The organism is Novosphingobium sp. YAF33 (assembly GCF_052113265.1).
Lineage (GTDB): Bacteria > Pseudomonadota > Alphaproteobacteria > Sphingomonadales > Sphingomonadaceae > Novosphingobium.
In genome coordinates this window covers 436,945-458,730 of the sequence record NZ_JBFRCW010000002.1, presented here as the reverse complement: position 1 = coordinate 458,730, position 21,786 = coordinate 436,945, and the positions used below count along the sequence as shown (strand labels likewise).

21 protein-coding genes are annotated in these 21,786 nt (G+C 67.7%); 9 read left to right on the top strand and 12 right to left on the bottom strand.

The window, feature by feature from the left end; all coding sequences use genetic code 11:
• The first annotated feature begins 67 nt into the window (after positions 1–67).
• On the top strand, positions 68–409 hold the full coding sequence (locus tag AB4Z00_RS06205; RefSeq protein ID WP_314467263.1) for a cupin domain-containing protein: 342 nt from the start codon (positions 68–70) through the stop codon (positions 407–409).
• 125 nt (positions 410–534) lie between these two features.
• Here AB4Z00_RS06205 and AB4Z00_RS06200 read toward each other — a convergent pair whose 3' ends face one another.
• The 3 genes from AB4Z00_RS06200 to AB4Z00_RS06190 all read right to left on the bottom strand — a co-directional run bounded on the left by AB4Z00_RS06200 (position 535) and on the right by AB4Z00_RS06190 (position 4,365).
• A complete protein-coding gene (locus AB4Z00_RS06200) occupies positions 535–2,115 on the bottom strand; it encodes a DUF4139 domain-containing protein (RefSeq protein WP_442045333.1) in 1,581 nt (526 codons plus the stop codon).
• A complete protein-coding gene (locus AB4Z00_RS06195; RefSeq protein ID WP_442045475.1) occupies positions 2,115–3,509 on the bottom strand; it encodes a DUF4139 domain-containing protein in 1,395 nt (464 codons plus the stop codon). Before AB4Z00_RS06195 ends, AB4Z00_RS06200 begins: the two co-directional genes overlap by 1 nt.
• A 151-nt stretch (positions 3,510–3,660) precedes the next feature.
• On the bottom strand, positions 3,661–4,365 hold the full coding sequence (locus AB4Z00_RS06190; protein WP_442045332.1) for a TetR/AcrR family transcriptional regulator: 705 nt from the start codon (positions 4,363–4,365) through the stop codon (positions 3,661–3,663).
• Between the two features lie 195 nt (positions 4,366–4,560).
• Here AB4Z00_RS06190 and AB4Z00_RS06185 point away from each other — a divergent pair, with 195 nt between their 5' ends.
• From AB4Z00_RS06185 to AB4Z00_RS06175, 3 genes are read left to right on the top strand one after another with little or no spacing between them, the layout of a single operon-like run.
• Positions 4,561–5,118, top strand: a complete 558-nt coding sequence (locus tag AB4Z00_RS06185) for a nuclear transport factor 2 family protein (protein ID WP_442045331.1) — start codon at positions 4,561–4,563, stop codon at positions 5,116–5,118.
• Positions 5,115–6,431 (top strand): aromatic ring-hydroxylating oxygenase subunit alpha, encoded by a 1,317-nt coding sequence (locus AB4Z00_RS06180; protein ID WP_442045330.1) that lies wholly within the window; start codon positions 5,115–5,117, stop codon positions 6,429–6,431. The genes AB4Z00_RS06185 and AB4Z00_RS06180 overlap by 4 nt, the downstream gene beginning before the upstream one ends.
• Positions 6,428–6,889 carry a nuclear transport factor 2 family protein gene (locus AB4Z00_RS06175; RefSeq protein WP_442045329.1) on the top strand — a complete coding sequence of 154 codons (462 nt, stop codon included), beginning with the start codon at positions 6,428–6,430 and terminating at the stop codon, positions 6,887–6,889. The genes AB4Z00_RS06180 and AB4Z00_RS06175 overlap by 4 nt, the downstream gene beginning before the upstream one ends.
• A gap of 28 nt (positions 6,890–6,917) precedes the next feature.
• Here AB4Z00_RS06175 and AB4Z00_RS06170 read toward each other — a convergent pair whose 3' ends face one another.
• The 5 genes from AB4Z00_RS06170 to AB4Z00_RS06150 all read right to left on the bottom strand — a co-directional run bounded on the left by AB4Z00_RS06170 (position 6,918) and on the right by AB4Z00_RS06150 (position 10,393).
• Positions 6,918–7,289 carry a putative quinol monooxygenase gene (locus AB4Z00_RS06170; protein ID WP_134093416.1) on the bottom strand — a complete coding sequence of 124 codons (372 nt, stop codon included), beginning with the start codon at positions 7,287–7,289 and terminating at the stop codon, positions 6,918–6,920.
• An 11-nt stretch (positions 7,290–7,300) separates the two neighbouring features.
• A complete protein-coding gene (locus AB4Z00_RS06165) occupies positions 7,301–7,816 on the bottom strand; it encodes a VOC family protein (protein WP_132267539.1) in 516 nt (171 codons plus the stop codon).
• A gap of 25 nt (positions 7,817–7,841) precedes the next feature.
• Positions 7,842–8,633: an SDR family oxidoreductase gene (locus tag AB4Z00_RS06160; RefSeq protein WP_442045328.1), complete on the bottom strand. Its 792-nt coding sequence runs from the start codon at positions 8,631–8,633 to the stop codon at positions 7,842–7,844.
• Between the two features lie 165 nt (positions 8,634–8,798).
• Entirely contained in the window at positions 8,799–9,617 is an 819-nt protein-coding gene (locus AB4Z00_RS06155; protein WP_442045327.1) for a glucose 1-dehydrogenase, read from the bottom strand.
• Positions 9,614–10,393: an SDR family NAD(P)-dependent oxidoreductase gene (locus tag AB4Z00_RS06150; protein WP_132267536.1), complete on the bottom strand. Its 780-nt coding sequence runs from the start codon at positions 10,391–10,393 to the stop codon at positions 9,614–9,616. Before AB4Z00_RS06150 ends, AB4Z00_RS06155 begins: the two co-directional genes overlap by 4 nt.
• A 149-nt stretch (positions 10,394–10,542) precedes the next feature.
• Between AB4Z00_RS06150 and AB4Z00_RS06145 the strand changes: the two genes are divergently transcribed.
• Genes AB4Z00_RS06145 through AB4Z00_RS06135 form a run of 3 tightly spaced genes read left to right on the top strand, consistent with a single transcriptional unit; the run spans position 10,543 to position 13,697 of the window.
• Entirely contained in the window at positions 10,543–11,985 is a 1,443-nt protein-coding gene (locus AB4Z00_RS06145; protein WP_442045326.1) for an aromatic ring-hydroxylating oxygenase subunit alpha, read from the top strand.
• 4 nt (positions 11,986–11,989) lie between these two features.
• A complete protein-coding gene (locus AB4Z00_RS06140) occupies positions 11,990–12,766 on the top strand; it encodes a ThuA domain-containing protein (protein WP_442045325.1) in 777 nt (258 codons plus the stop codon).
• Between the two features lie 52 nt (positions 12,767–12,818).
• Positions 12,819–13,697, top strand: a complete 879-nt coding sequence (locus tag AB4Z00_RS06135; RefSeq protein WP_442045324.1) for an exonuclease domain-containing protein — start codon at positions 12,819–12,821, stop codon at positions 13,695–13,697.
• Here AB4Z00_RS06135 and AB4Z00_RS06130 read toward each other — a convergent pair.
• The 4 genes from AB4Z00_RS06130 to AB4Z00_RS06115 form a co-directional block, all read right to left on the bottom strand.
• Positions 13,694–14,479 (bottom strand): prephenate dehydrogenase/arogenate dehydrogenase family protein, encoded by a 786-nt coding sequence (locus tag AB4Z00_RS06130; protein WP_442045323.1) that lies wholly within the window; start codon positions 14,477–14,479, stop codon positions 13,694–13,696. The two genes, AB4Z00_RS06135 and AB4Z00_RS06130, sit on opposite strands and share 4 nt — an antisense overlap.
• Before the next feature lie 201 nt (positions 14,480–14,680).
• Entirely contained in the window at positions 14,681–16,759 is a 2,079-nt protein-coding gene (locus tag AB4Z00_RS06125) for a TonB-dependent receptor plug domain-containing protein (RefSeq protein WP_442045322.1), read from the bottom strand.
• Between the two features lie 156 nt (positions 16,760–16,915).
• On the bottom strand, positions 16,916–18,238 hold the full coding sequence (locus AB4Z00_RS06120; RefSeq protein ID WP_442045474.1) for a sensor histidine kinase: 1,323 nt from the start codon (positions 18,236–18,238) through the stop codon (positions 16,916–16,918).
• Positions 18,239–18,348: 110 nt separating this feature from the next.
• On the bottom strand, positions 18,349–19,014 hold the full coding sequence (locus tag AB4Z00_RS06115; RefSeq protein ID WP_207913035.1) for a response regulator: 666 nt from the start codon (positions 19,012–19,014) through the stop codon (positions 18,349–18,351).
• Positions 19,015–19,149: 135 nt separating this feature from the next.
• Here AB4Z00_RS06115 and AB4Z00_RS06110 point away from each other — a divergent pair, with 135 nt between their 5' ends.
• On the top strand, positions 19,150–20,280 hold the full coding sequence (locus AB4Z00_RS06110) for an ABC transporter substrate-binding protein (RefSeq protein WP_442045321.1): 1,131 nt from the start codon (positions 19,150–19,152) through the stop codon (positions 20,278–20,280).
• Positions 20,277–21,770, top strand: coding sequence for an OprO/OprP family phosphate-selective porin (locus AB4Z00_RS06105; protein WP_442045320.1), 1,494 nt, complete (start codon positions 20,277–20,279; stop codon positions 21,768–21,770). The genes AB4Z00_RS06110 and AB4Z00_RS06105 overlap by 4 nt, the downstream gene beginning before the upstream one ends.
• Positions 21,771–21,786 lie beyond the last annotated feature (16 nt).

The window sequence follows — 21,786 nt, the reverse complement described above, 5'->3', positions numbered from 1 at the left end:
TAGGCCTCGCAGACGGCAGGGCGGACAGGCAGGGTGAACAGTTGGGCGATCAGTTCGGGGAAAGACGATGACGGACGTGCTGAAACTCCTGCCGATCCTGTCCGGCGCGGATGAGGGGGAGCGCTTCGACGATCTGCTGCGCCGGCCGGGTGTCCGCATCGAGCGGATCGAATCCCACGGCCACGTCACCCCGGCCGACCAGCCCTATGTGCAGGACTGGGACGAATGGGTCCTGGTTCTCTCCGGCGCGGCGGAACTGGATCTGGACGGCACGGGGCCGTGCAGGCTGGGCATGGGCGAGGCGCTGTTGATCCCGGCAGGCACGGCGCACCGCGTCACCTATACCGCCGATCCGACGATCTGGCTGGCCATCCACCTGGGCGAGACCGAGCCGCCCGCTGCCGGGTAGGAGAGAGAGCGGTCTGCAAGGGCTTGGTTCGGGACCACGACCGGAAACGGATTCTCTCTCGGCGGGGCGCCTGTTTTCGCCTCAAGTTCGCCAGCTGTGCCGGACGACGACAACCTTAAGCGGATTCAGAAACCGTAGCGCAATTCGGCGGTGCCGCGCGGGGGCAGGGTAAGCGACCAGGTCGGCACGCCGTCGATCCGTTGGAGAGCCTGTCCTTCTGCGGTAATGTCCTGCCCGGCGGAACCGATCGGCACATCGACCGCGACGGGGAAGGGATTGGCGTTGGTCAGGCTGAGCACGGCGCCCTTTGGCGAGGTTTGGCGCTGCGAGACCAGCACTTGCGTGCTGGTTCCGGCGGAAAGGCGGAAGGTTTCGCCTTCGGCGCGGTCGGTGAGCGAACCCAGGCCGAGGAGCTGCGTGCCGGTTCCGGGCGCCTGCGCATAGAGCGCGGTGCTGCCGGCGGGAAGCGCAAGGCCCAGCCCCGCCTCACTCTTGTTGCGCAGCACCAGGACCACGGAGCTCGGCGCATTGTCCAGCCTCTGCCCCGGATAGACCGCGCGCCGGTAGCGTCGCTCGAAAGGAACGGCGCTGCGGGAGAGCAGGGCCACCTGCTTCTGCCCGCGCGGGGAGACGGTGACGCGTTCGGGCACACGGTAGAGCTTGAGATCGCCCAGGTCTTCCGGTGGCGGCGGGGGAGGCGGCGGCGGTGGGGGCGGCGGCGCAGGTGCTGCCATGGGGGGCGGGGGCGGCGCTCCGGCGCGCATGGCCGTGACGAAGATTTCCTCGGCCTGCGGAACGATCCGGCGCAAGTCGGAAGTGGTGGTGCCCAGGGGATAGCAGACGAGGCGCAGTGCCGAGACCGCGGCGCGCAAGGAGGGCGTGTAGACCCGGTTGAGGCGCCCGGCGACGGCGTTCACTTCGGCATCGGCGAAAGCCTGTCCGTTGCCGTTGGCCAGCGTCAGCCAGGCGAAGAGATCCAGCGAGCGACCGTCCGCGGCCTGGGTCGCGACATAGCTGGCACGCCAGTCGAAGCCCGCGGCGATGTAGCTGAGGCGCACGGTGACCGTGCGCGCGGCCGGGCTTTCGGTGGTCACGCTCAGCACCGGCTTGCTCGAAAGGCCGGCCGGCACACCGTCGTATCGCAGCTGTTCGGGCAGTCCCGAACAGCGCAGCGTCTCGATCCCCGCCTTCGTCTGGAGCACGACACCGGGCTGAGGCCCGGCAACGATGGTGGCATCCTCGCTCACCGGGCGGCCAGTGGCCTTGTCCGTGCGCGTCAGCGTGACCTGTCGTCCCAGCGTGCCGTCCACCAGCGAGGCGGGCGAGAGCAGGCGGGCGTCGCGGTTCTTCTCGATCGTGCCACCGGGCAGGCCCTCGATCACGGCGCTGACCGGAATCACGCCCTCCGCCACGCCTTCGAAGCGTAGCACCGCCCGGCCGCGCGGCAGGCGGACCTTGCGCGTTTCCGTCACCATGGCGAATCCGTCGAGGTTGCGCAGGTTCAGCGATCCCCCTCCGTTCGGCGCGCGGTAGACGGTCAGCGAAACCCGGTCCGGCCTGGGCGAGGTGACGGTGATGTCCGGCCGGGCGCGCTGCGGCGCGGCGCGCGGCGCCGGGGCGCTGTCCTGCACCCGATCCTGCGCTTCCAGCGCAGGCGCCGCAAGCGACGCAGGCAGCAGGACCGCCAGGCAGAGCCGCCGGAACATCAGTAGCGCGTGTCGAACGTGGCGGTGACGACCGCCTCTCCATTGGCGGGGACCGGCACTTGCCAGACCGTGGAGCCTGCATCGCGGCGCTCGCTCTTGCGGTTTTCCTCGGTCACGCGCGTATCCGTCCAGTCCAGGCCGCTCTGGACCAGTTCGACGGTGGCCGGCCGGCCCCGCGCATTGGTCAGGCGGTAGCGCATCTGGGTGCGCCAGCGCTGGTCCCCCAGCTTGGTGCGGGCGACCACGGTGGGCTGCACTTTCACGTCGAAAGCGTCGCCGGTGGGCAGGGAGATCGTCGATCCCTGCGGGGTGTGATCGATGCTGTTCTCGCCGGTGAACTGCGGCTGGCCGCGCGCATCGCGCACATAGACGCGCACTGTGCCGGCGGGCAGCGCGTCTCCCAGGCCGGCGGCGCCGGAATTGGCGAAGCGCAGCACGCTCTGGGCGCTGCGGCTCTCGTTCGCGCTACCCAGCCAGCCGTTCTCGAACCGGTATCCGGCGCTGGCGGCCACGCCCTTCGCGTCAAGGAAGCTGACCTGCTTGGTCTGCTTGTCGGCAATGGTGGTGCGCTCTGCCAGGGGATAGAGATAGAAATCGCCCAGCTGCTCGCGCTCGGCACTTTCGGTGCCGGGCTGCACGCGGGTCATGCGGCGGGGCTGGGGCATGTAGCTGTTGCGATCGTTCGTATTGCCCACTTCGCCGGCCACCAGCAGGGTGCGCGCATTGTTGAACGTGGTGCCGCTGGTGTTGGTCAGGGTGACCCAGCCCTGCACGTCCACTTTCCCGCTCTTGTCGTCGAACAGGGCGACATAGTCCGCGCTCCAGCCCAGGCCGCCGCTGAGATAGGAGAGCGTTGCCGGCCGCGTGCCCGACCGCGTGCTGGCGAGCGTGACGGACAGCGTGGGGCGGGCACGGAGCGATTCGGGCACGCGGTCGAACACGGCGCGCACCGGCAGACCATCGTCCCGCAGCACTTCGACATGACCGCCGACGTCCAGCACCACGCCGCCGTTTACCGCCAGGACTTTCGCCTTCTCGCGCGTTTCGGCGCCGGTGGCGGGATTGGTGCGGATGAGAGTGATCGTTTCTCCCTGCGCCTTTTCCATGAGGCTGGACGGGGTGAGCAGGTCGAAATCGAAATTCTGCTCCACGATGGCGGCATCGGCCACGGTGAGCGAGACCGTCTCGGGCCGGATGCGGGCGCTGACATCGGGGAAGTTCTGCCGCACGCGGCCGCTGGCGAGGCTGAGCTGGCGCACGTCCTGCACCAGGGCGACATCGTTGTTGTAGATCGTGACCGAGAGATCGCCCTGCGCCGTGGGTGCATTGGGCGTGGCGGGGTCCGTGGGGGCAGGCGCCTGAGCCGTTTCCTGCGCCGCCAGCGGCGGTGACATGAGGCAGAGGGCCAGGATCGGCACGGCCCCTATCGGAACCACACGCGCGAAACGACCGGCCAGAAACGTGCGCATCGAATTCCCCTCTGCCATGACCGCTCCTTCATGCCGGTCCGCAGCGCGTCATTCAATGCACACTTGCTGTAAGATTTTACGAAAACGGACCTTTCTCCGCCTTGACCGGCTCGCGGTGCTCGTTGAGGTCCTGCATGGTGCGGGCGGCGAAGCGGTGCAGGCGGGCCAGTCGTTCGCCGCTGCCGAAGATCGGCCGGTGCAGCAGCATGCCCATGTGCATGGCGCTGGTGAAATCGTGCGCCAGCTTGAGATTGTCCCAGTCGTCGCGCCACTGCGGGAAGGCCTCGATCATCTCACCCATCCAGATCTCGTCGTAGCGGCGGGCGACGGGATCGAAGATGGCTGCCAGTTCTGCGTTCGTCCGCGCCGCCACAGTCAGTTCCAGCCAGGCGGCATATTCGCGCGTCTGCACGGAGCGCCAGTGCGCCTCGCAGGCCAACTCGATCTTCGGGTCGCCGGCGCGGCGGGACAGCAAGTCGAGATAATCGTCCAGGAAGCTGCGCATGCGGTGGTAGACGGCATGGTCGAGCACGGCGCCGACCAGCGCCAGCCGCGAAGGAAAGTGGTGGTGCATGGCCCCGCGCGAAACGTCGCAGCGCGCCGCGACGGCGGCCGTGGCGAGGCCGGGATAGCCGTGTTCGACCAGGCAGTCGATCGCCGCCGAAACCAGCCGCTCGCGCATCCGCGCGCTCTTGCGTTGCTGCCATTTGACGGGCGGTTCGGCATGGATTTCCGGGGCCAGGGCGCTGAGGATGCGGTCCTGAAGGGTTTCGCTGTTCATGGCCTCTCCTTGGCCCTCATTGCTGCCTCACGTTGCTGCCCCTCTGAGCATGCGAACGCCACCTAGCCTTAGTCGCAGGTGAGGGACTGGGCCGCCTCATACCATAAAACCGGCAGTTGAGTCGGTTTTGGACGGCTCATCGGGCCCATCCAGACATGCCGCGAAGGCATGCGGGGGCGGAGAGGAAGGCAGACCATGACCGAGGCGCAACTGGCGACAGCCTACGATATTGCGGCGGAAGTGCGCGACCTTGCCGCAAGGCGCGACATTGCCGAGGCGGCACACCGCTACATGCGCGGGCTGGACCGGCTTGACGCGGCGCTCCAGCGCCAGGCCTTCCACGATGACGCGATGATCGACTGCGGGCTGATGAAGGGCCYGGCGGATGAATTCGTCGCCTTCTGCCAGGATCTGCTCGGCACGATGGAAGCGACGCATCACCTGCTGGGCCAGCACCGCATCGAGATATCGGGCGAGAGCGCAACGGGAGAGGCCTATTTCCAGGCCTGGCACGGCGTGCGCGACGAGGCGGGCGGGGTGCGCGACCTCTTCATCGCCGGGCGCTATCTGGACGAATACGCCTGCCGGGACGGCGAATGGCGCATCACTTCGCGCCTGCTCGTGACCGACTGGGTCAAGGACGACCCCGGCTCGCTCGATTTCTTCGCCGCCAATCCCGGCGCCGTTCGTGGCGGGCGCCACGGCGCGGATCCCAGTTACACCAAGGCCCGACAGGCAGGAGCAGGTTCATGAACCTCCAGAGCAAGGTTTCCCGCTATTCGCAGGAATTCGATCCGCCGGTGCGCGGCGATACCATCACTGCCGACCGCTATATCTCCAAGGAGTGGATGGCAGGCGAGATGAAGAACCTCTGGCCCAAGGTCTGGCACCTGGGCGGCGTGCTGGCCGATCTGGAGGAGCCGGGCGACGTGATCCGGCACAATTTCGCCAAGGAATCCGTCATCATGGTGCGGCAGGAGGACGATTCCGTCCGCGCCTTCTACAATTCCTGCCCCCATCGCGGAAACCGGCTGATCCTGGCCGATGTGACCAGCGTGCCGCGCATCACCTGCGGCTACCACAACTGGACCTATGACTTGGACGGCACGCTCATCAAGGTGCAGGATCCGGACGATTTCGAGGGCGGCAGCCCCTGCGGCAAAGTCCACTTGTCCGAACTGCGCTGCGAGACCTGGGGCCCGTTCGTGTTCTGGTGCATGGACGACGACGTCGCCCCGCTGCACGAATGGCTCGCGCCTTTCCCCGAGCGTCTGGCCGGCTACGGCATCGAGAACTGGGTGCGCGTGCTCAACCTCTCGGCCGATTGCGAGTTCAACTGGAAGATCATCCGGGACAATTTCAACGAGAGCTACCACCTGCCGACCATCCACCCGGAGCTGGCGACTTTCATCAACGACGGGCTGCCGGACACACTGTTCGAGATGTACCCATCGGGCCACAATTCGATGTGGATGAAGGGCCATCAGGCCACCACCCGCGTCGATTACCACACCACCGAAGTCCCCGCCCCGCTCGACCAGATCGCGCGGGCCTGGGGTATCGACCCGGAGGCCTACGCCGGCCACACCGGCGACTTGCGCGCCGCCGTGATCGAGGCGAAGCGGCGGCTGGGGCCGAGCCGGGGCTTCACCAACTACGATAGGATGAGCGACCAGCAGCTGGTGGACTATTTCCACTGCACGCTGTTCCCCAACCTGACGCTGACCATGAGCCCCGAACAGCTCCAGGTCCTGCGCACGGAGCCGCATCCCACCGATCCCGAGAAGTGCGTGTTCCAGCACTGGTGCCTCTATCCGCCGGTGGAAGGCATGCGCGAGGTGGAGACTCCGCTCGGCACCGTGCCGCTCCGGCATGACGCGGTGGCGCGCCATTCGGTCTATGGCGACGGCGTTTCGGTGGGCTTCGTGGCGGATCAGGACCTCTCGATCGGCACCAGCCAGCAGCAGGGCCTCAATTCGCGCGGCTTCAAGGGCTGCATCCTGCCGGGCCAGGAAAAGCGCGTGCAGCGCTTCCACGAACTGCTCAACGACATGGTGCAGGGGTGAGCCCGGCGGCGCCCCGTCTCATCGAAGCATGCCCGATCGAGGACAGGCTGGCGATCCAGGATCTGCTCATCGCCTATGCCCATGCGGTGGACAGCCTCCACGACATCGACGGCATTCTCGCCGTCTTCGCGGAGGATGCGGTGTTCGACCTGTCGGGCATCGGTTTTCCGGCTCTGGAAGGGCACGGGGCGATCGGCGGGTTCTTCCGCGACACGTTCGCGGCGATGGCCGCGCACGCGCATTACCTCAGCAACTTCGCGATCACCGCCTACGAAGGCGACCGGGCCTCGATCCGCGCCTATGTCATCGGCATGGGCCGGTACGCGGCCGGTGGCGGGATCACCGTCCATGGGCGCTATTACTTCGATGTCGTGCGCACGGTGGCGGGCTGGAAGGCCGTGCGCTATACGATGGATTTCCTGATACCGCCGGAAGGCGCGGTGCCGGTCGAGGGATAGCCCCGGCCGGCTTGCCGCCAGCGGGCGGTCAGTCGACCGAGTCCTGGAGCGTGACTCCGAAAATCTCCCTGCGCGGCCAGCCATCCTCGTCGTAGACCGGCTCTACGCCTGTGGCTGCGTAGATCTGCACCGCAAAGCCCGTAAGCTCGTAGCGGCCGAGATGGTCGCGCATGGCGGCATAGGAGCTGTGCGCGAAGTGGCCGAGCAGGGCGCGTTCGCTTTCCCATTCCTCGTAGACGTGGATCAGGCCGGGATCGAGCGGATCGACCGCCCAGTTGTAGGCCGTGCAGCCCTGTTCCTCGCGGCTGGAGGCGATATGAGCGGCGCCGCCGCGGATGATCTCGCCGCAGAGCGCGTCGTCGCCCGCAAAGCGAAGGGTTCCGGCCACGATGATGCGCATGATGGGTCCTTTCAGATCGGGCGGATGGCCGGTGTCTCGTGGATTTCCAGGATTTCGAAGACGTTGCCGAAGAAGTCGCGGCAATACGTTCCTGCGTAGCCGTGCCGGCTGCCGTCGGCATCGGTGGTGATGGTGGCCAGTTCCGGCGGGGCGTGCACGGGAAGCCCGGCCGCGACGATACGCGCGTGGACGGCGGCAAGGTCCTGCACCTGCAAGGCGATATGGGTATAGCCATATTCGTTGACGCCGCGGCGCGGGTCCTGCGGCTGCTGCTTCGGCGCGCTATATTCGAAGACCTCGATCTGCACATTGCCGAGGCGGCAGAAGAACTGCTCCGCCGCGCTGCCCTGCAAGCCGACGATCTCGTCGATGAAGGGATTGTCGGCCCAGTGCAGGGGCTCCACTTCTTCGACCGCGCCGAGGATGCCCAGGTAGAATTCGCGCGCCTTGCCGAGATCGGGCACCGAGACCCCGATGTGATGAATGCCGAGGATGCCGGGAAGCGGGGCGGGGGAGCTGGGTGTCATGGGATCTCTCCGGAAGGACCTTCGGTCAGACCTGGCTGAACCCTCCGTCCATCACGAGTTCGTCGCAGGTCATGAAGCTGGAGGCCTCGCTGGCGAGGAAGACCACGCCGCCGGCCATTTCCTCCGACCTGCCGAGGCGGCCGATGGGGTGGGTGGTGTTCATCGCCGCCAGTGAAGCCTCGCGCGAGGGCGAGGCGCCGAGTTCGACATAGCGGTCCATGATCGAGGCCAGCATCGGCGTCTCGATCCCGCCGGGGTGCACCGAATTGACGCGGATATTGTACTTGAGCGCGGCGAATTCGGCGCCCAGGCACTTGGACAGCATCTTGATCGCCGCCTTGCTGACGCAATAGGCCGCATTGAACGCCGCGCCGCGCAGCCCGCCGACGCTGGAGAAGTTCACCACCGAGGCCCCGCCCTTGCGCGCCTTGCCGCCTTCCTTGAGCAGATCGAGCAGGACTTGCGTGCCGATGATCGCGGAATCGACGTTGATCGCGTTGATCCGGTGGAATTCGGAGAGCGGAGTCTCCTCGAACCTGGTGACGATCGAGAGGCCGGCGTTGTTCACCAGCACGTCTAGCCGGCCGTAGCTTTCGCGAACCAGCGCCTCTACCGCGCGCCAGTCGGCCTCGCTGGTGACGTCGTGCTTCAGGTAGTGGTCGGCGCCTTCGACCTCGGCGCCGTCCTTCAGATCGGTGGCGATGACGGTGCCGCCGGCGGCCTTCAGGGCCTTGACGATCTCGCGGCCGATACCGCCTGCCGCGCCAGTGACGACGGCAATGGTGTCGGGAAGGGCGCCGGGTGAGGGTGCGGTCATCGTAAATTTCTCCAGAAGGCTGTCATTTCGTTGGTCCTTCCCTTGCCTTTCGTCATTGCGAGGCCCGAAGGGCCGCGGCAATCCAGAGCGCAATGGCGCCGCGCTGGATTGCTTCGTCGGCTTCGCCTCCTCGCAATGACGAAGGGGGGAGAGTGTCCGGAAGGGTCACTGCGCGGTCCAGCCGCCGTCGATGACCAGCTCCGCGCCGGTCATGTAGGAACTGTCCGCAGAGGCGAGGAAGAACACTGCGCTCGCCAGTTCGGAAGGATCGGCCAGACGGCCCATCGGCGTCTTGCTCGACATAAGGTCCACCAGATCCTGCGGCTTTTCGGCGACGCCCTTGTCGACCCAGCGCTGGAAGCCTTCCTTGAGCAAGGGCGTCATCACGAAGCCTGGATGCAGCGAATTGGCGCGGATCGGCATCTTCTTCTCGGCGAATTCCAGCGCGATCGACTTGGTGAACAGCCGCACCGCGCCCTTGCTGGCGTTGTAGCCGGAAACCTCGCTCATGCCGACGAGGCCCATGATCGAGCTGACATTGACGATCGAGGCACCGCCCGCCACGTCCGCGCCGCTGGCAGCCATCAGCGGCACGAAAGTGCGCACGCCCAGGAACACGCCGTCGACATTGATGCTCATGATCCGCCGCCAGCCCTCCAGCGAGGTTTCGGCGACCGGGCCGGTCAGGTCGATCCCGGCGTTGTTGACCAGGATGTGCAGCTTGCCGTGGCGCTGGGTTACGGCATCGAGCACGGCGGTCCAATCCTCCTCGCTGGTGACATTGGCCTGCATATAGCTGGCGGCCTGCCCCAGCCGGCCCAACGTTTCGACCACCAGCGCGCTGTCCTGCGCCTCGAGGTCGGTGAGCACGACTTCCGCGCCCTCGGCCAGGAAGCGCTCCACGCAGGCGAGGCCGATGCCGCGCAGGCCGCCCGAAACCAGCGCCACGCGGCCTCTCAGCCGCTGCGAACCCAGATCGCTCATACGCCCATCATCCCTGCCGTGGTTGCCCCGTCGATCACGTATTCGCTGCCCGAGACGAACTGCGATTCGTCCGAGGCGAACCAGGCGACCAGCCCGGCGATCTCTTCGACGCGCGCCATGCGGCCGAACGGGGACAGGCCCTCGTAAGCGGCGCGGGTGGTCGCCGGATCGCCCGAAGTCTCGATCAGGTTGCGGATCAGCGCCGTCTCCACCACGCCGGGCAGGATCGCATTGACGCGGATGCCGTACTTGCGATTGCCTGCGTGGACCGCCGCCGACTTCACCAGCGCAACGACTGCCGCCTTCGACACCGAATAGGCCACGAAATTGCCCATCGCCCGGTGCGCGTTCATCGAGGAATTGACCAGGATCGACCCGGTCGGCCCATCCGGGTTTTTGGCCATAAGCCGCATCGCGTGCTGCACGGTGAGCATGGCGCCGGTCTGGTTGACGCCGATGACGTTCTCCCACCCTTCCAGCGAGATGTCCTCCACGCTGCCGTCGCCATGCTCGGTGCCGGCATTGGCGAAGGCGAAGTCCAGGCGGCCGTAATCGTTCGCGATCCGGGCGGAGAGCGCATCCCATGCGGCGCCGTCGCGTACGTTGTGGCTGACGAATTCGGCGCCGGTCTGGCTGCACACCGCGTCCGCAGCATTGCGGTTGGAGCCGGTGAACACGACCCGCGCGCCTTCCGCGCAGAGCCGCTGCACGGCCCCGGCGCCTATGCCGGATGTGCCTCCGGTGACGAGGGCCACCTTGCCTTCAAGCCGCTTCACGGCATTCTCCCAGCTGTTCGTTGCTTTCGAACATGGCGGATCTGCGTGATGGGGCAACCTATGATTAGAGCAAGGTGACTTCCCCTTCCCGCCGGTCCAGACATGCCCCAAACAGGGAAAAACGAAACAGGTTGGGAGACCTTGGAGCCATGGCCGAACGCGACCTTGAATTGGGCCGAGATCTGGGAGAGGACCGCAGCGAGGGCATCAGCTGGGCCGAACTCATGGCGCAGGATTCGCGGCAAGCGCCCGCGATCCTGACGCAGGAGAGCTATAGCTATCGCGGGTCGGACCCGATTCCGGCGGAGCGCTACATCAGCGAAGACTTCGCGCGCCTGGAACGCGAGCGGATGTGGCCCTACGTCTGGCAGTTCGTGGCGCGCGAGGAAGACCTGCCCGAAACGGGCGACTTCATCGTCTACGAGAACGCGGGCCGGTCCTACCTCGTCAGCCGGCAGGACGATGGATCGATCCGCGCGATGCACAATGTCTGCCTCCATCGCGGCCGCAAGCTGCGGACCGAGGACGGCCATGCCGACAAGTTCGTCTGCCCGTTCCACGGCTTTGCCTGGAACAAGGACGCCAGCTTCCATTCGATGCCCTGCCAGTGGGATTTCCCGCATCTGGCCGAACAGAACCTCGACTTGCCCGAGGCGGAAGTGGGGCGCTGGGCGGGCTATGTCTTCATCCGCGAGGAGAAGGGCGGGCCGAGCCTGGAGGAATTCCTCGCGCCGCTCCCCGAGCATTTCAAGCGCTGGCGGCATGAGGAATGCGCCAGCGTCATGCGCGTGGCCAAGGAAGTGCCGGCCAACTGGAAAGTGGTGATGGAAGCCTTCATGGAGGCCTGGCACACCATCGTCACGCACCCGCAGCTCCTGCCGTTCACCGGCGATTCCAATGCCGCCTACTGGACCTGGGGGGACAATGTGAACGTCAACCTCGTTCCCTTCGGCGTGATGAGCCCGCATATCGAGCAGGGTCAGGGCGAGCAGTGGATCGTCGACGAATTCGTCAAGTACAACGGCCGCTCCGGCGACAATTACGAGGGCGAGGCTTCGGCCAATCCCATGGCGATCCGGGTGCCCGAGGGCGTCACCGCCCGCGCCGCACTGGGCGCGGCAATGCGCGCGGCCTATACGGAGAGCACCGGCTACGACCACGGCGAGGCGACCGACGCCGAACTGCTGGACGCGCTGGTCTACAACGTCTTTCCCAATTTCGCGCCCTGGGGCGGCTATATGCCGAACATCGTCTACAACTGGCTGCCCGGAAAGACGCCGGATACTTGCGTGATGGAAGTGCGCGTGCTGGCGCGCATTCCCAAGGGCCAGCCGATCCCGCGCGGTGCGCCGCTCAAGATGCTGCGGCTGGACCAGAAATGGACCGAGGCGCCCGAACTCGGCATTCTGGGCGACGTGTTCGAGCAGGACATGGACAACCTGCCTTATGTGCAGGAAGGGCTCCATGCCTCGAAGACGGGCAAGGTGAACCTCGGCAATTACCAGGAAATCCGCATCCGCCAGTTCCAGGACACGCTGATGAAATATATCGGCGGCGAACTGGGCGGTTCGAAGTCGGGCGGGGCAGCTTGAATCCATGAGCGACACTGCTGAAAGCCACCCGCCGCGCATCGACTGCGTGCTGATCTGCGGCGGGGTGTGGCACGACATGGACTTCGCCCGGCTGGAGCTGCTCAAGCTGCTGGCCGAGGATCCTGCCGTGCGGACCCGGGTGTTCGAGGACTACGAGAACCTTGACGCCATCCGCGGCGCCGATGTGCTGATAACGTACACCTGCGACGTCACGCCCTCGCTGGCGGCGCAGGAGGTGCTGCGAGACTGGCTCTCTGCGGGCGGGCGCTGGTATGCGCTTCACGGCACCAATTCGGTGCTGCGCCTGCTGGCGGACGGACCTGATGCGGGCTTGTGGGATGCGCCGCGCTGGGCGCCGCTGTTCATGGACCTGCTGGGTAGTCAGTTCGTCAGCCACCCGCCGATCGCGCCGTACACGGTCAGGGTGGCCGATCCCGGCCATCCGCTGGTGCAGGGCATCGCGCCTTTCGACACGACCGACGAACTCTACCACATGGAGCGGCACGGCGACCTGCATGTCCTGCTCGAAACCGAATGCACCGAGGAAGGCACCGGTTTCGTCGAGGCGGCGGATGCCATCGGCACGCACCCGGTCATGTACATCAAGCAGCACGGCAAGGGCGCGGTGCTCTACAACACGCTCGGCCATTGCCGGGGGCACTACGACCTGCAGCCCATGCTGGACTGGTGGCCCACGGTGGATCGCTGCGCCTGGGACCTGCCGGTGTTCTACGAACTGCTGCGCCGCGGGATCGGCTGGATCAAGCAGCGCGAGCGGTAGCGCTCCTGCCGGGGCCTCGCGCTCGCAGGCTCCGGCTGCTACAGGGCGCGGCATGAAGTTCCCGGACTTGAATCCGCTCCCCGCATCTGCCTCAGGCCCCGCTTCCGACGAACCCGACTTCGTGGTGGTCGACGTCGAGACCGCTTGCGCGCGGGTCAGCAGCATCTGCCAGATCGGCATCGTCGGATTCCGCCAGGGCCGCGAAGTCTTCGCCTACGAAACGCTCGTCGACCCGTGTGACGAGTTCTCCACGTTCAACATCCGCATCCATGGCATCTCGCCCGAGCATGTCGCGGGCAAGCCCACCTTCGGGGACATCCATGGCCTCGTCGCGGGCCACCTGACCGGCCGCATCACCGTGGCCCACTCGGGTTTCGACAAGGGCGCGCTCTCGGCCGCCTGCCGGATCGCCGAACTGGCCGCGATCGAGACCACCTGGCTGGACAGCGTGCGCGTGGCGAAGCGGGCCTGGCCGCAGCTTTCCAGCCACCGCCTCAACGTGCTGTCGCGCCACCTCGGGATACGGCACCGGCACCACGACGCGCTCAGCGATGCGCGGGCGGCGGGCATGGTGATCGTGCGCGCCATGGAAGAGACCGGCATCGACCTGCAGGGCTGGATGGCGCGGCCGGGCAAGCAGGGCAAGGCGCCCGCCGCCGCGGAAGCGGGCCCGCTGAAGGGGCAGCGCATCGCCATCCTCGGCGAGCCGCGCGACGGCGCGCTGGCGCAGTTCGTGGCCGGGGCGGGCGGGCGCGTGCTCACCGCCGTGGGTGCGACCACCACCATGCTCGTCATCAGCGCGCGCCAGCCTTACGGGCGCTGGGTGACGGCCGATGCCCAGCACCGCAAGGCCGAGGAACTGCGCAGCGCCGGGGCGCGGATCGAAATCCTGACCGAGGCGGAACTCCGCGCAAGGCTCGCCGGGGCCTAGCCGCCGGCAGCGGCGCCGGTATCGTTGGCCTCCGGCGCCAGTTCGCGGCGGACGGCCTCCATTTCGGCGAAGAACCGGTTGCGCGCGCCTTGGGCGAAAGGGTTGCTTTCGATGGCATGGCTGACGCCGGGCGCATCGTGGCGCACCATGTCCACCGCCTGCCGGATCAGGTCGAAGCTGCGCGTGGTGATGCGGTCGGGCAGGTGATCCATGCGCAGCAGCGCCTTGGCGATCAGGTGCGTCAGCCCCTGCGTCAGCGCGGCCTCGCGGTCATGTTCCTCGGGCGAGGCGATGAGCACGGCCAGTCCGAAGCGCAGCCGCAGGAAGGCCGCGATACGCGGCGCCGAACGCCCGCGCAGAGGGCAGATCACCACTTTCAGCCCGCGCGTACCCGCAGCAATGCTTTGCGGGCCGAACATGGGATGAGTCGCGACGAGATCGACGTGAGGCGGCAGTTCGGCCAGCAGGATGCCGGCGGGCTGCACTTTGGTGGAGCAGACGTCCATGACCACCGTGCCGGGCCGCAGCAGCGGCGCGATGGCGCGGCACACTTCGGCCAGGGCGGAGAGCGGCACGGCGATCACCACCAGGTCGCAGCGGCAGACGCGGTCCAGCGCGGCCATCTCCACCCCGGGAAGCGGCGATTCCGTCACCAGCGGATCGGCCGCGAGCACGCGGAAATAGGGCAGGAGATAGCGCGCGGAAAGCTGCCCGAAAGCTCCGAATCCGATGATGCCCAGCGAGGGGCCATGCTGCGGCTGACTGCATTCCACGATTGTCACGACCAGGGGGCCTTCGAATGGGGCTCCGTAACCGTGGGTCTTGCTGGGAAGAGTTCAACCGCTGGTCACGCAGCGGTTGAGAACGACAAGGTGCCCACCGCCAATCAGCGGTAGTAATAGCTTCCTGCAAGGGCGGGCATCTTCGTCATGGCGTCCGAGCTAGGCGGGCGGCGTGAGCCTGTCAATCCTCGAGCGCCCATCCTAGAGCGCCCGCGACAGCACCAGGGTGAGCGCGCTGCCGTCCCGCATCGTGCGCGCATCGGTGCCGGAAAGGGGGTAGGCGCGGGTCGGGCTGTGGAAGCGGCGGAGGCGGTTGCTGTGCACCCCGCCGATGGCGCTGGCCTTGAGCGAGAGCTTGACGCCGGCCAGGGCCGTGGTCTCGACATAGGCGCCCCATTCCTCGCCGTTGTTGGAGGTGAGGTGTTCGTCCACGTAGTAGATGTCGTAGCGTTCGGACACGGTATAGCTCACGCCCCAGGAACTGCGCAGATGGGGCAGGTCGTGCCGGAATTCGGCAGTGAGGGCGCGGGGGGCCAGGTCGTCGATGCGGCGGTCCCGTCCGGTGATCGGATCGCGCAGCCGCGTCTTGCGCCAGGTGCCGTCCAGTGTCAGCCGTGCGCCCGGCAGCACCGCGGACAGCGGCAGGCTGGCCTGCGCGGTGGCACCCCATTGGCGGGCATTGCCCAGAGTGCCCAGCGCCTGGTCGCCCGAGGGCAGCAGGATATAGCCGAGCATTCCCTGGTGGCGTTGGTGGAAGGCCTCCACCGCGATGGCGCCGCCCTTGCCCCAGCGGTGATCGATGCGCAGCAGCGCGCGGCTGATCCGGGCCGGACGCAGGCGGGCATTGCCGCCCAGCGGCCGTCCGTCCGCCTGGTTCACGGAGGCGGCGAAGTCGCTGAAGTCCAGCTGGTCCACCGTCCGCCGCCAGCCCAGCCGCACTTGCGTGGACTTGCCCGGCGACCAGACGAGCGCGCCGGAGGGCTTGAGGTAGGACAGGCTCTGGCTCTGGTTGCTGTCTCCGGTGACGCGGATGCGAGAGAATTCCACGGCCAGACCGGCTTCGGCTTCCAGGTTCCCGGAAAGGCGCAAGTTGGCATTGGCGAAAGCCTCGCCGCGCAGTTCGGTCACGCGGGTATCGGCATTGGTCAGGTCCACCGGGACCATCGTGCCGCTGCCCGCGTCCTCGCCGTAAGCGAGCTGGCTGGCGAGGCGGTTGTACGCCAGTTCCGCGCCGAATTCCGGGCGCAGGGCGTGGCTCCCTTCGCGCGAGACGGTGGTGCGGGCGACGAGTTCCAGCGGCTTCTGGTCCTGCTCGGACAAGCTGCGGAACGTGCCCTGCCGGTAATCCTCGTCCACCGAGGCCCGCTCGATCCGGGCCAGGCCGACGAGCTTGGTGTTCCAGTCCGCGCCGAGCGGCCGTGTCCAGTCGGCGCCGAATTCGCCGCTGGTGGACGTCTCGCCGTAGTCGATCAGGCGTTCCGCCGAGGGAGCGCCGGAGGATCCGCTTCCGTCCTCGCCTTCGCGAATGGCGATCTTGCGGTGAGAGGCATATTCATCGTGGTTGAGCCGCAAGTTGAGCGTCAGCGTGCCGCCGGCCAGCGGGCGCGAGGCCGAGGCGGTCAGGCCATATTCKGGCGCCTTGGCCCGGATGCTCTCGGCGCGCGATTCCTGCAGCGTGCCGTCCGCGCCGCGGGTGCGATAGTCGGCCTCGGTGACGTAGCGTTCGTTGATGGCGGAGAGTTCGAGGCTGGCCTGCCACGCGCCGATGCGGCGGGCATGGCTGACCCGCGCCGTGGGCGAGATCCGTCCGTCCTCGGTGCGTGCCAGTTCCAGCACGGCATTGCCCGAGCCCGCCGCATCGGTCTTGCGGATCACATTGGCGACCAGCGGCTGGCCTTGCGCTTCGGCCGCCTCGCTGCCGCGCAGCAGGACGATCCGGTCCACCTGCCGCGCGCCGATCCGCCGCAGCACTTCGGTAATGCCGCCTGCCTTGACGGTGGGGCGCTGCCCGTCGATCAGGACATTGCCCGCAGCCCCGCCGAAACCGCGCACCGCACTGCCTTCGGAGAGCAGGAAGCCGGGCGTGCGCTCCAGCATGTCGAGCGCGGTCTGGGGCTGGAAGGCGGCGTAGAAGGCGGCGGGATAGACGGGGTCCGGCCCGGTCGGCACGAAGGGCGCCTGGCTCTCCCCATCCGGCCGGTGCACCGCATCCTGCGCTTCGGCATCGAGCGGCCCGGCGGTCATGGCCAGGCCCGCCAGCATCCATCGTATCGTCGTCATCGGTCGTTTCCGGGAAATTCGGGAAGCCGGGCGGATCCGCCGCGGCCTCGTTGCAAGATTCGTTCCTGCTATTAAGACGTATTAGCAACAGAAATCACGACACGAGACGTGCGAAATTTCGAAAAAATGTCCCGCCGGTCCAGCGGGATGCGGGTTTCAGGCGGAGAAGGTGACGATGACGCGCAGGCCCGGTGCGGCATCTTCCAGCGCGAGACCAGCGCCCAGTCGCTCGGCGGAAGACTGCACGATGGCCAGCCCCAGGCCGCTGCCGGAAGGGCCGTTCTCGCCCTGGAGGCGGGCGAAACGCGACATGGCCTGCGCGCGCAGTTCGGCCGGGATGCCGGGGCCGTCGTCGCTGACGATCAGGTGCACGTTCGCTTCGTCCTTCCGCAAGGCGATGGTCACTTTGCCGCCCGGCCGGTTGTAGCGGATGGCGTTGTCCACGAGGTTGGACAGCATCTCGTAGACCAGCGAACGATGGCCCTGGACGTGGAAGGCGGCGTCCTGCTCATCGTCGAGCAGGAGTTCGACATCGGCCTCGATGGCCTGGCGGATGCGGCGCGAAATCGTCCGGCGGCTCACTTCCACCAGGTCGACTTGTTCCAGCGGCGGCAGGGTGCCGGCCTCATCCGCGCGGGCGAGGGTGAGCAACTGGGTGAGCAGGCGCTCCAGCCGGTCGGTCGCCTCGTCGATCTCGCGCAGGGCATCGTCGGAGCCGCGCCGGGCCAGCGCGACCTGGAGTTTCAGCACCGAAAGCGGCGTGCGCATCTGGTGCGAGGCATCGGCGGTGAAGCGGCGCGTGGCCGTGGTCGCATCGTCGAGCCGGGTCAGCAGGCGGTCGAACGAGCGCGAGAGGGGTTGCAGTTCGGCGGGCAGGGGGCCGGTCTGCAAGGGCGAGAGGTCGGGCGCGGCGCGGGTGTCGCGGGCCTCGATGGCGGCGCGCAGTTCGGCCAGCGGGCGCAGGCTCCAGCCCAGCGCCGGGCGGATCAGCGCCAGCGCCACGCCGACCAGCACCATTTCGCCGACCAGGAGCGCCGTCATCAACCGGCGGCGCAAGGCGTTCCGGTTGTCGAGCGTCTCGGCCACCTGCACCACCACCGGGCCGGAGACGCGGGGCAGGTCGCGCCGCACTTCGCCGATGCGGATGCGCTGGCCGCGATATTCGGCGTAGCGGAAGCGCGGTTCCTCGGTGGAGAGCGTGGCGATATCCGGCGCGGGCAGGTCGGCATAGCCGGTCAGCAGTTCGCCGCCCACGGCGATGCGGTAGTAGACATTGTCGCGCTCGGCGTTCTCCAGCATGCCGAAGGCGGCGGGCGGCAGGTCCAGCGTCACTTCGCCGCGCTCCACTTCGACCGTCTCGGCGATGGCGCCCAATGCGCCGCCGAGCACGCGGTCGTTGGTGCGGCGCACGACATCGGAGATCAGCGCCCAGCCGAACAGGCCCAGCGCCAGCGCCGCGATCGCCAGCGGGCCGAGCATCGCGATGCCCAGCCGGAGCCGCAGCGAGACCGATCCCGCCCGCCCGCCTGCCCTGCCGCCCGGCCGCCCGCCCAACGGGCCGGTCTTCCCTGCCTTGTCGTCCCCGGACTTCACGAACGGTCGAGCATGTAGCCGACGCCGCGCACGGTGCGGATCGCCGGGCCGTCCGGCGCGAGCTTGCTGCGCAGGCGCGTGACGTTGACCTCCAGCGCGTTGGAGCCGACCGGATCGTCGAATCCGAAGACTTCGGCCTGCAAGGTCTCGCGCGAGACGATCTGCCCCGCGCGGGCTGCCAGCGCTTCCAGCACGGCCCATTCGCGGCGGCGCAGCTCGATAGGGCGGGTCCCCACTTCGACGCGCCCGGTGGAGCGGTTGATGGTCATGGCCCCGATCCGCATTTCCGGCGCCGCATCTCCGCCGCGCCGGCGGCCGAGCGCACGGACGCGGGCTTCCAGTTCCTCCACGTCGAAGGGCTTGCGCAGATAGTCGTCGGCGCCGAGGTCCAGCCCGCGCACGCGGTCGTCCAGACCGTCGCGGGCGGTGAGCATCAGCACTTGCACCCGGTCGCCCCGCGCGCGCAGCCGGGCCAGGACTTCGAAACCGTCGATGTCGGGCAGGCCGACGTCCAGGATCACCAGCGAATAGGGCTCCGTCGCGGCCACCGACAGCGCGTCCTCGCCATTGGCGACATGGTCGATCGCGTGACCCGCCGCGCGCAGCAGCGAGACCACCCCGCGCGCGAGCTGCGCGTCATCCTCGACGATCAGGATGCGCACGAGGACATCCCGATCCGCGGCTTTTCGTCAGCCGTGCTGTGAAAGTTTTCATGAAAGGTGGGTGACAGCTTCGGATCGTAGGGCATGACCAGCAGCTTATCCGACATGAGACCCGGAAAGCGAGAGGATACGGGAATGCGCAGCTTCATCACGGTTTTGACACTTGCAGCGATGGTCGCATTTCCCGCGATGACGGCGCCTGCCGATGCCCAGCGCCAGAGTGGGCAGGTCCAGGGCGGGCGGGTCCAGCGGCCTGCGGGCTATCCGCGCTCTTACGACGGTCTCATCGCCGATGCCCGCGCCGAGGGCACCGTGCGCATCTATGCCAATGCGGACAAGGCCGAGATGGTGCCTGTCGTCGCGGCCTTCCGCCGCGCCTATCCGGGCATCCAGGTGCTTTACGCCGATCTCGGATCGGCCGAACTCTATCGCCGCTACACCGCGGAAACGCGGGCGAAGCAGTATTCCGCCGACATCGTCTGGTCCTCGGCGATGGACCAGCAGATCAAGCTCATCAACGACGGCTATGCGCAGCAGTACGCCAGCCCCGAGAAGCCTGCCCTGCCGGCCACGGCCGTGTGGAAGAACATGGGCTTCGGCGTCACCGCCGAGCCGATCGGCATGGCCTACAACAAGAAGCTGGTCCCTGCGGCGCTGGTGCCGCAGAGCCACCAGCAGCTCGAACAGCTGCTGCGCCATCGCCGCTCCGCTTTCACGGGCAAAGTGGCGACGTTCGATCCGGCGCGCTCGAACGTGGGCTATCTCTACCTCTCGCAGGACTTCCAGATCACCCGCGACACCCGCAGCCTGGCAGAGGCGATCGCGGCGACGCGCCCGGTGCTGGCCACGCATACCGAGGAAATGCTGCAGGGCGTCGCTTCGGGCAAGCTGGCCATCGCCTACAACGTGATCGGTTCCTACGCGCTGGAACGGGCGCGGCGCGATCCGAACATCGGCGTGATCTTCCCGCACGACTACACCATCGTCACCTCGCGCATCGCCTTCATCGCGCGCGAGGCGCGCCATCCGGCGGCCGCGCGGCTGTTCCTGGACTTTCTTCTCTCTCGCGCCGGGCAGTCCCAGCTCGCCCGGCACAGCCTCTGGCCGGTGCGTACCGACGTGCCTGCTTCCCACCGCCTTCCTGCCGGCCAGGCCCGCCCCGTGCGCGTCGGCCCGCAGCTTCTCGTCAATCTCGATCGCCTGACCCGCGCGCGCTTCCTGCGCGACTGGAACGCGATCCTCGCCTCCGGACACAAGACTCCATGAAGATGTTTGCATCGGGCACCGCGCTTCTCGCCCTGATCGCGGCGACCCCGGCGCTGGCCCAGGAACCGAGCAAGGAAGACCTTGCCGAACTGGTGCGCGCGCAGGCCGCCGAAATCGCCTCGCTGCGCCAGCGGGTGGAGAAGCTGGAAGCGGGGGCCACCCCCGCCCCCGCGATGGCCGCCGCTCCGCAAGCGCCCGCGGCGCCTGCTCCCGAACCCGCCCCGCCCGAGCCCGCGCCGCAAGTCGTGGTGACGCAGCCTTATGCCCCGCAGCTCGTTCCGCCGGGACCGGCCGAGCGCGATGTCGAGCGCGTGCGCGCCGCCGCCGTCTCGGCCTCGGGCGTCAGCACCGAATGGGGCGCGGGCCTGCCGGTATTCCACTCGGCGGACGGCATGTTCAGCTTCAAGCCGCGCGGGCGCATCATCACCGATGTCAGCACCAGCACCGGATCGAAATACAGCGGCCGCAACCTCACCACCACCGGCATGCGCGCGCTGCGCATGGGCCTGGAAGGCACGGTGGGCACGCATTTCTTCTACCAGTTCGAGAGCGATTTCTCGGAGAACGAGGTGGATGTCGTCACCGCCTTCATGGGCTGGCGCAACCGCATCGCGCCGGGCATGGACTATGACGTGCGCGTCGGCCACTTGTTCAACGACCGCAGCTTCGAAGGCTCGACGGGTTCGGACTCGACCCCCTTCACCGAGCGCTCGGTGGTCGCCACCGCGATCATCCCGCAGCGCGCCTTCTACGGCCTCGGCATCATGCCGCGCCTGTTCTGGAAGACCGGCCACGCCTCGCTGACCGTGACCGGCGACCGCATCGACGGCGACCAGAGCACGTCCGACAACCGCACCGTGCTCGCCCGCGCGCACTGGAATCCGCTGAAGTCCGACCGCCAGGTGCTGCACCTCGGCGTGTGGGGCTTTGACGAGATGCTCCACCCCGGCAAGAACACGCTGACCCGCAACACCGTGATCGGCGGCCGCTTCAACGGCGCGCTCCGGCTTTCCACCGGCACGCTGATCGGCGGCACCGGCACCACCGGCTACGGCGTGGAACTGGGCGGCTATTCCGGCCCGCTGTGGATCATGGGCGAAGCGGGCGAGCGCCACGCACGCCTCGACAACGGTCGTCCCGATTTCGTCACCCGCGCCTGGAGCGTTTCGGGCGGCTGGTTCCTCACCGGGGATCTTCCTCCCTACAACCCGCGCCTCGGCAGCTTCGGCCAGCCCAAGGTGCTGCGCCCGGTCTTCGAAGGCGGCCCCGGCGCGATCGAACTGACCGCGCGCTACGAGAACCTCGAATTCGACGACATCGTCACGCCCGCCCAGGGCTGGGCGGCGACGCTGGGCGTGAACTGGTACCTCAACAGCTTCACGCGCTTCCAGCTCAACGCGATCCACTGGAACACCCAGAACACTGCCGGTGCCTATACCGGCAAGGACGATGGACAGACCCTGACGGCACGCGTCGGCGTCACGTTTTGATCATGCGGCACCGGCC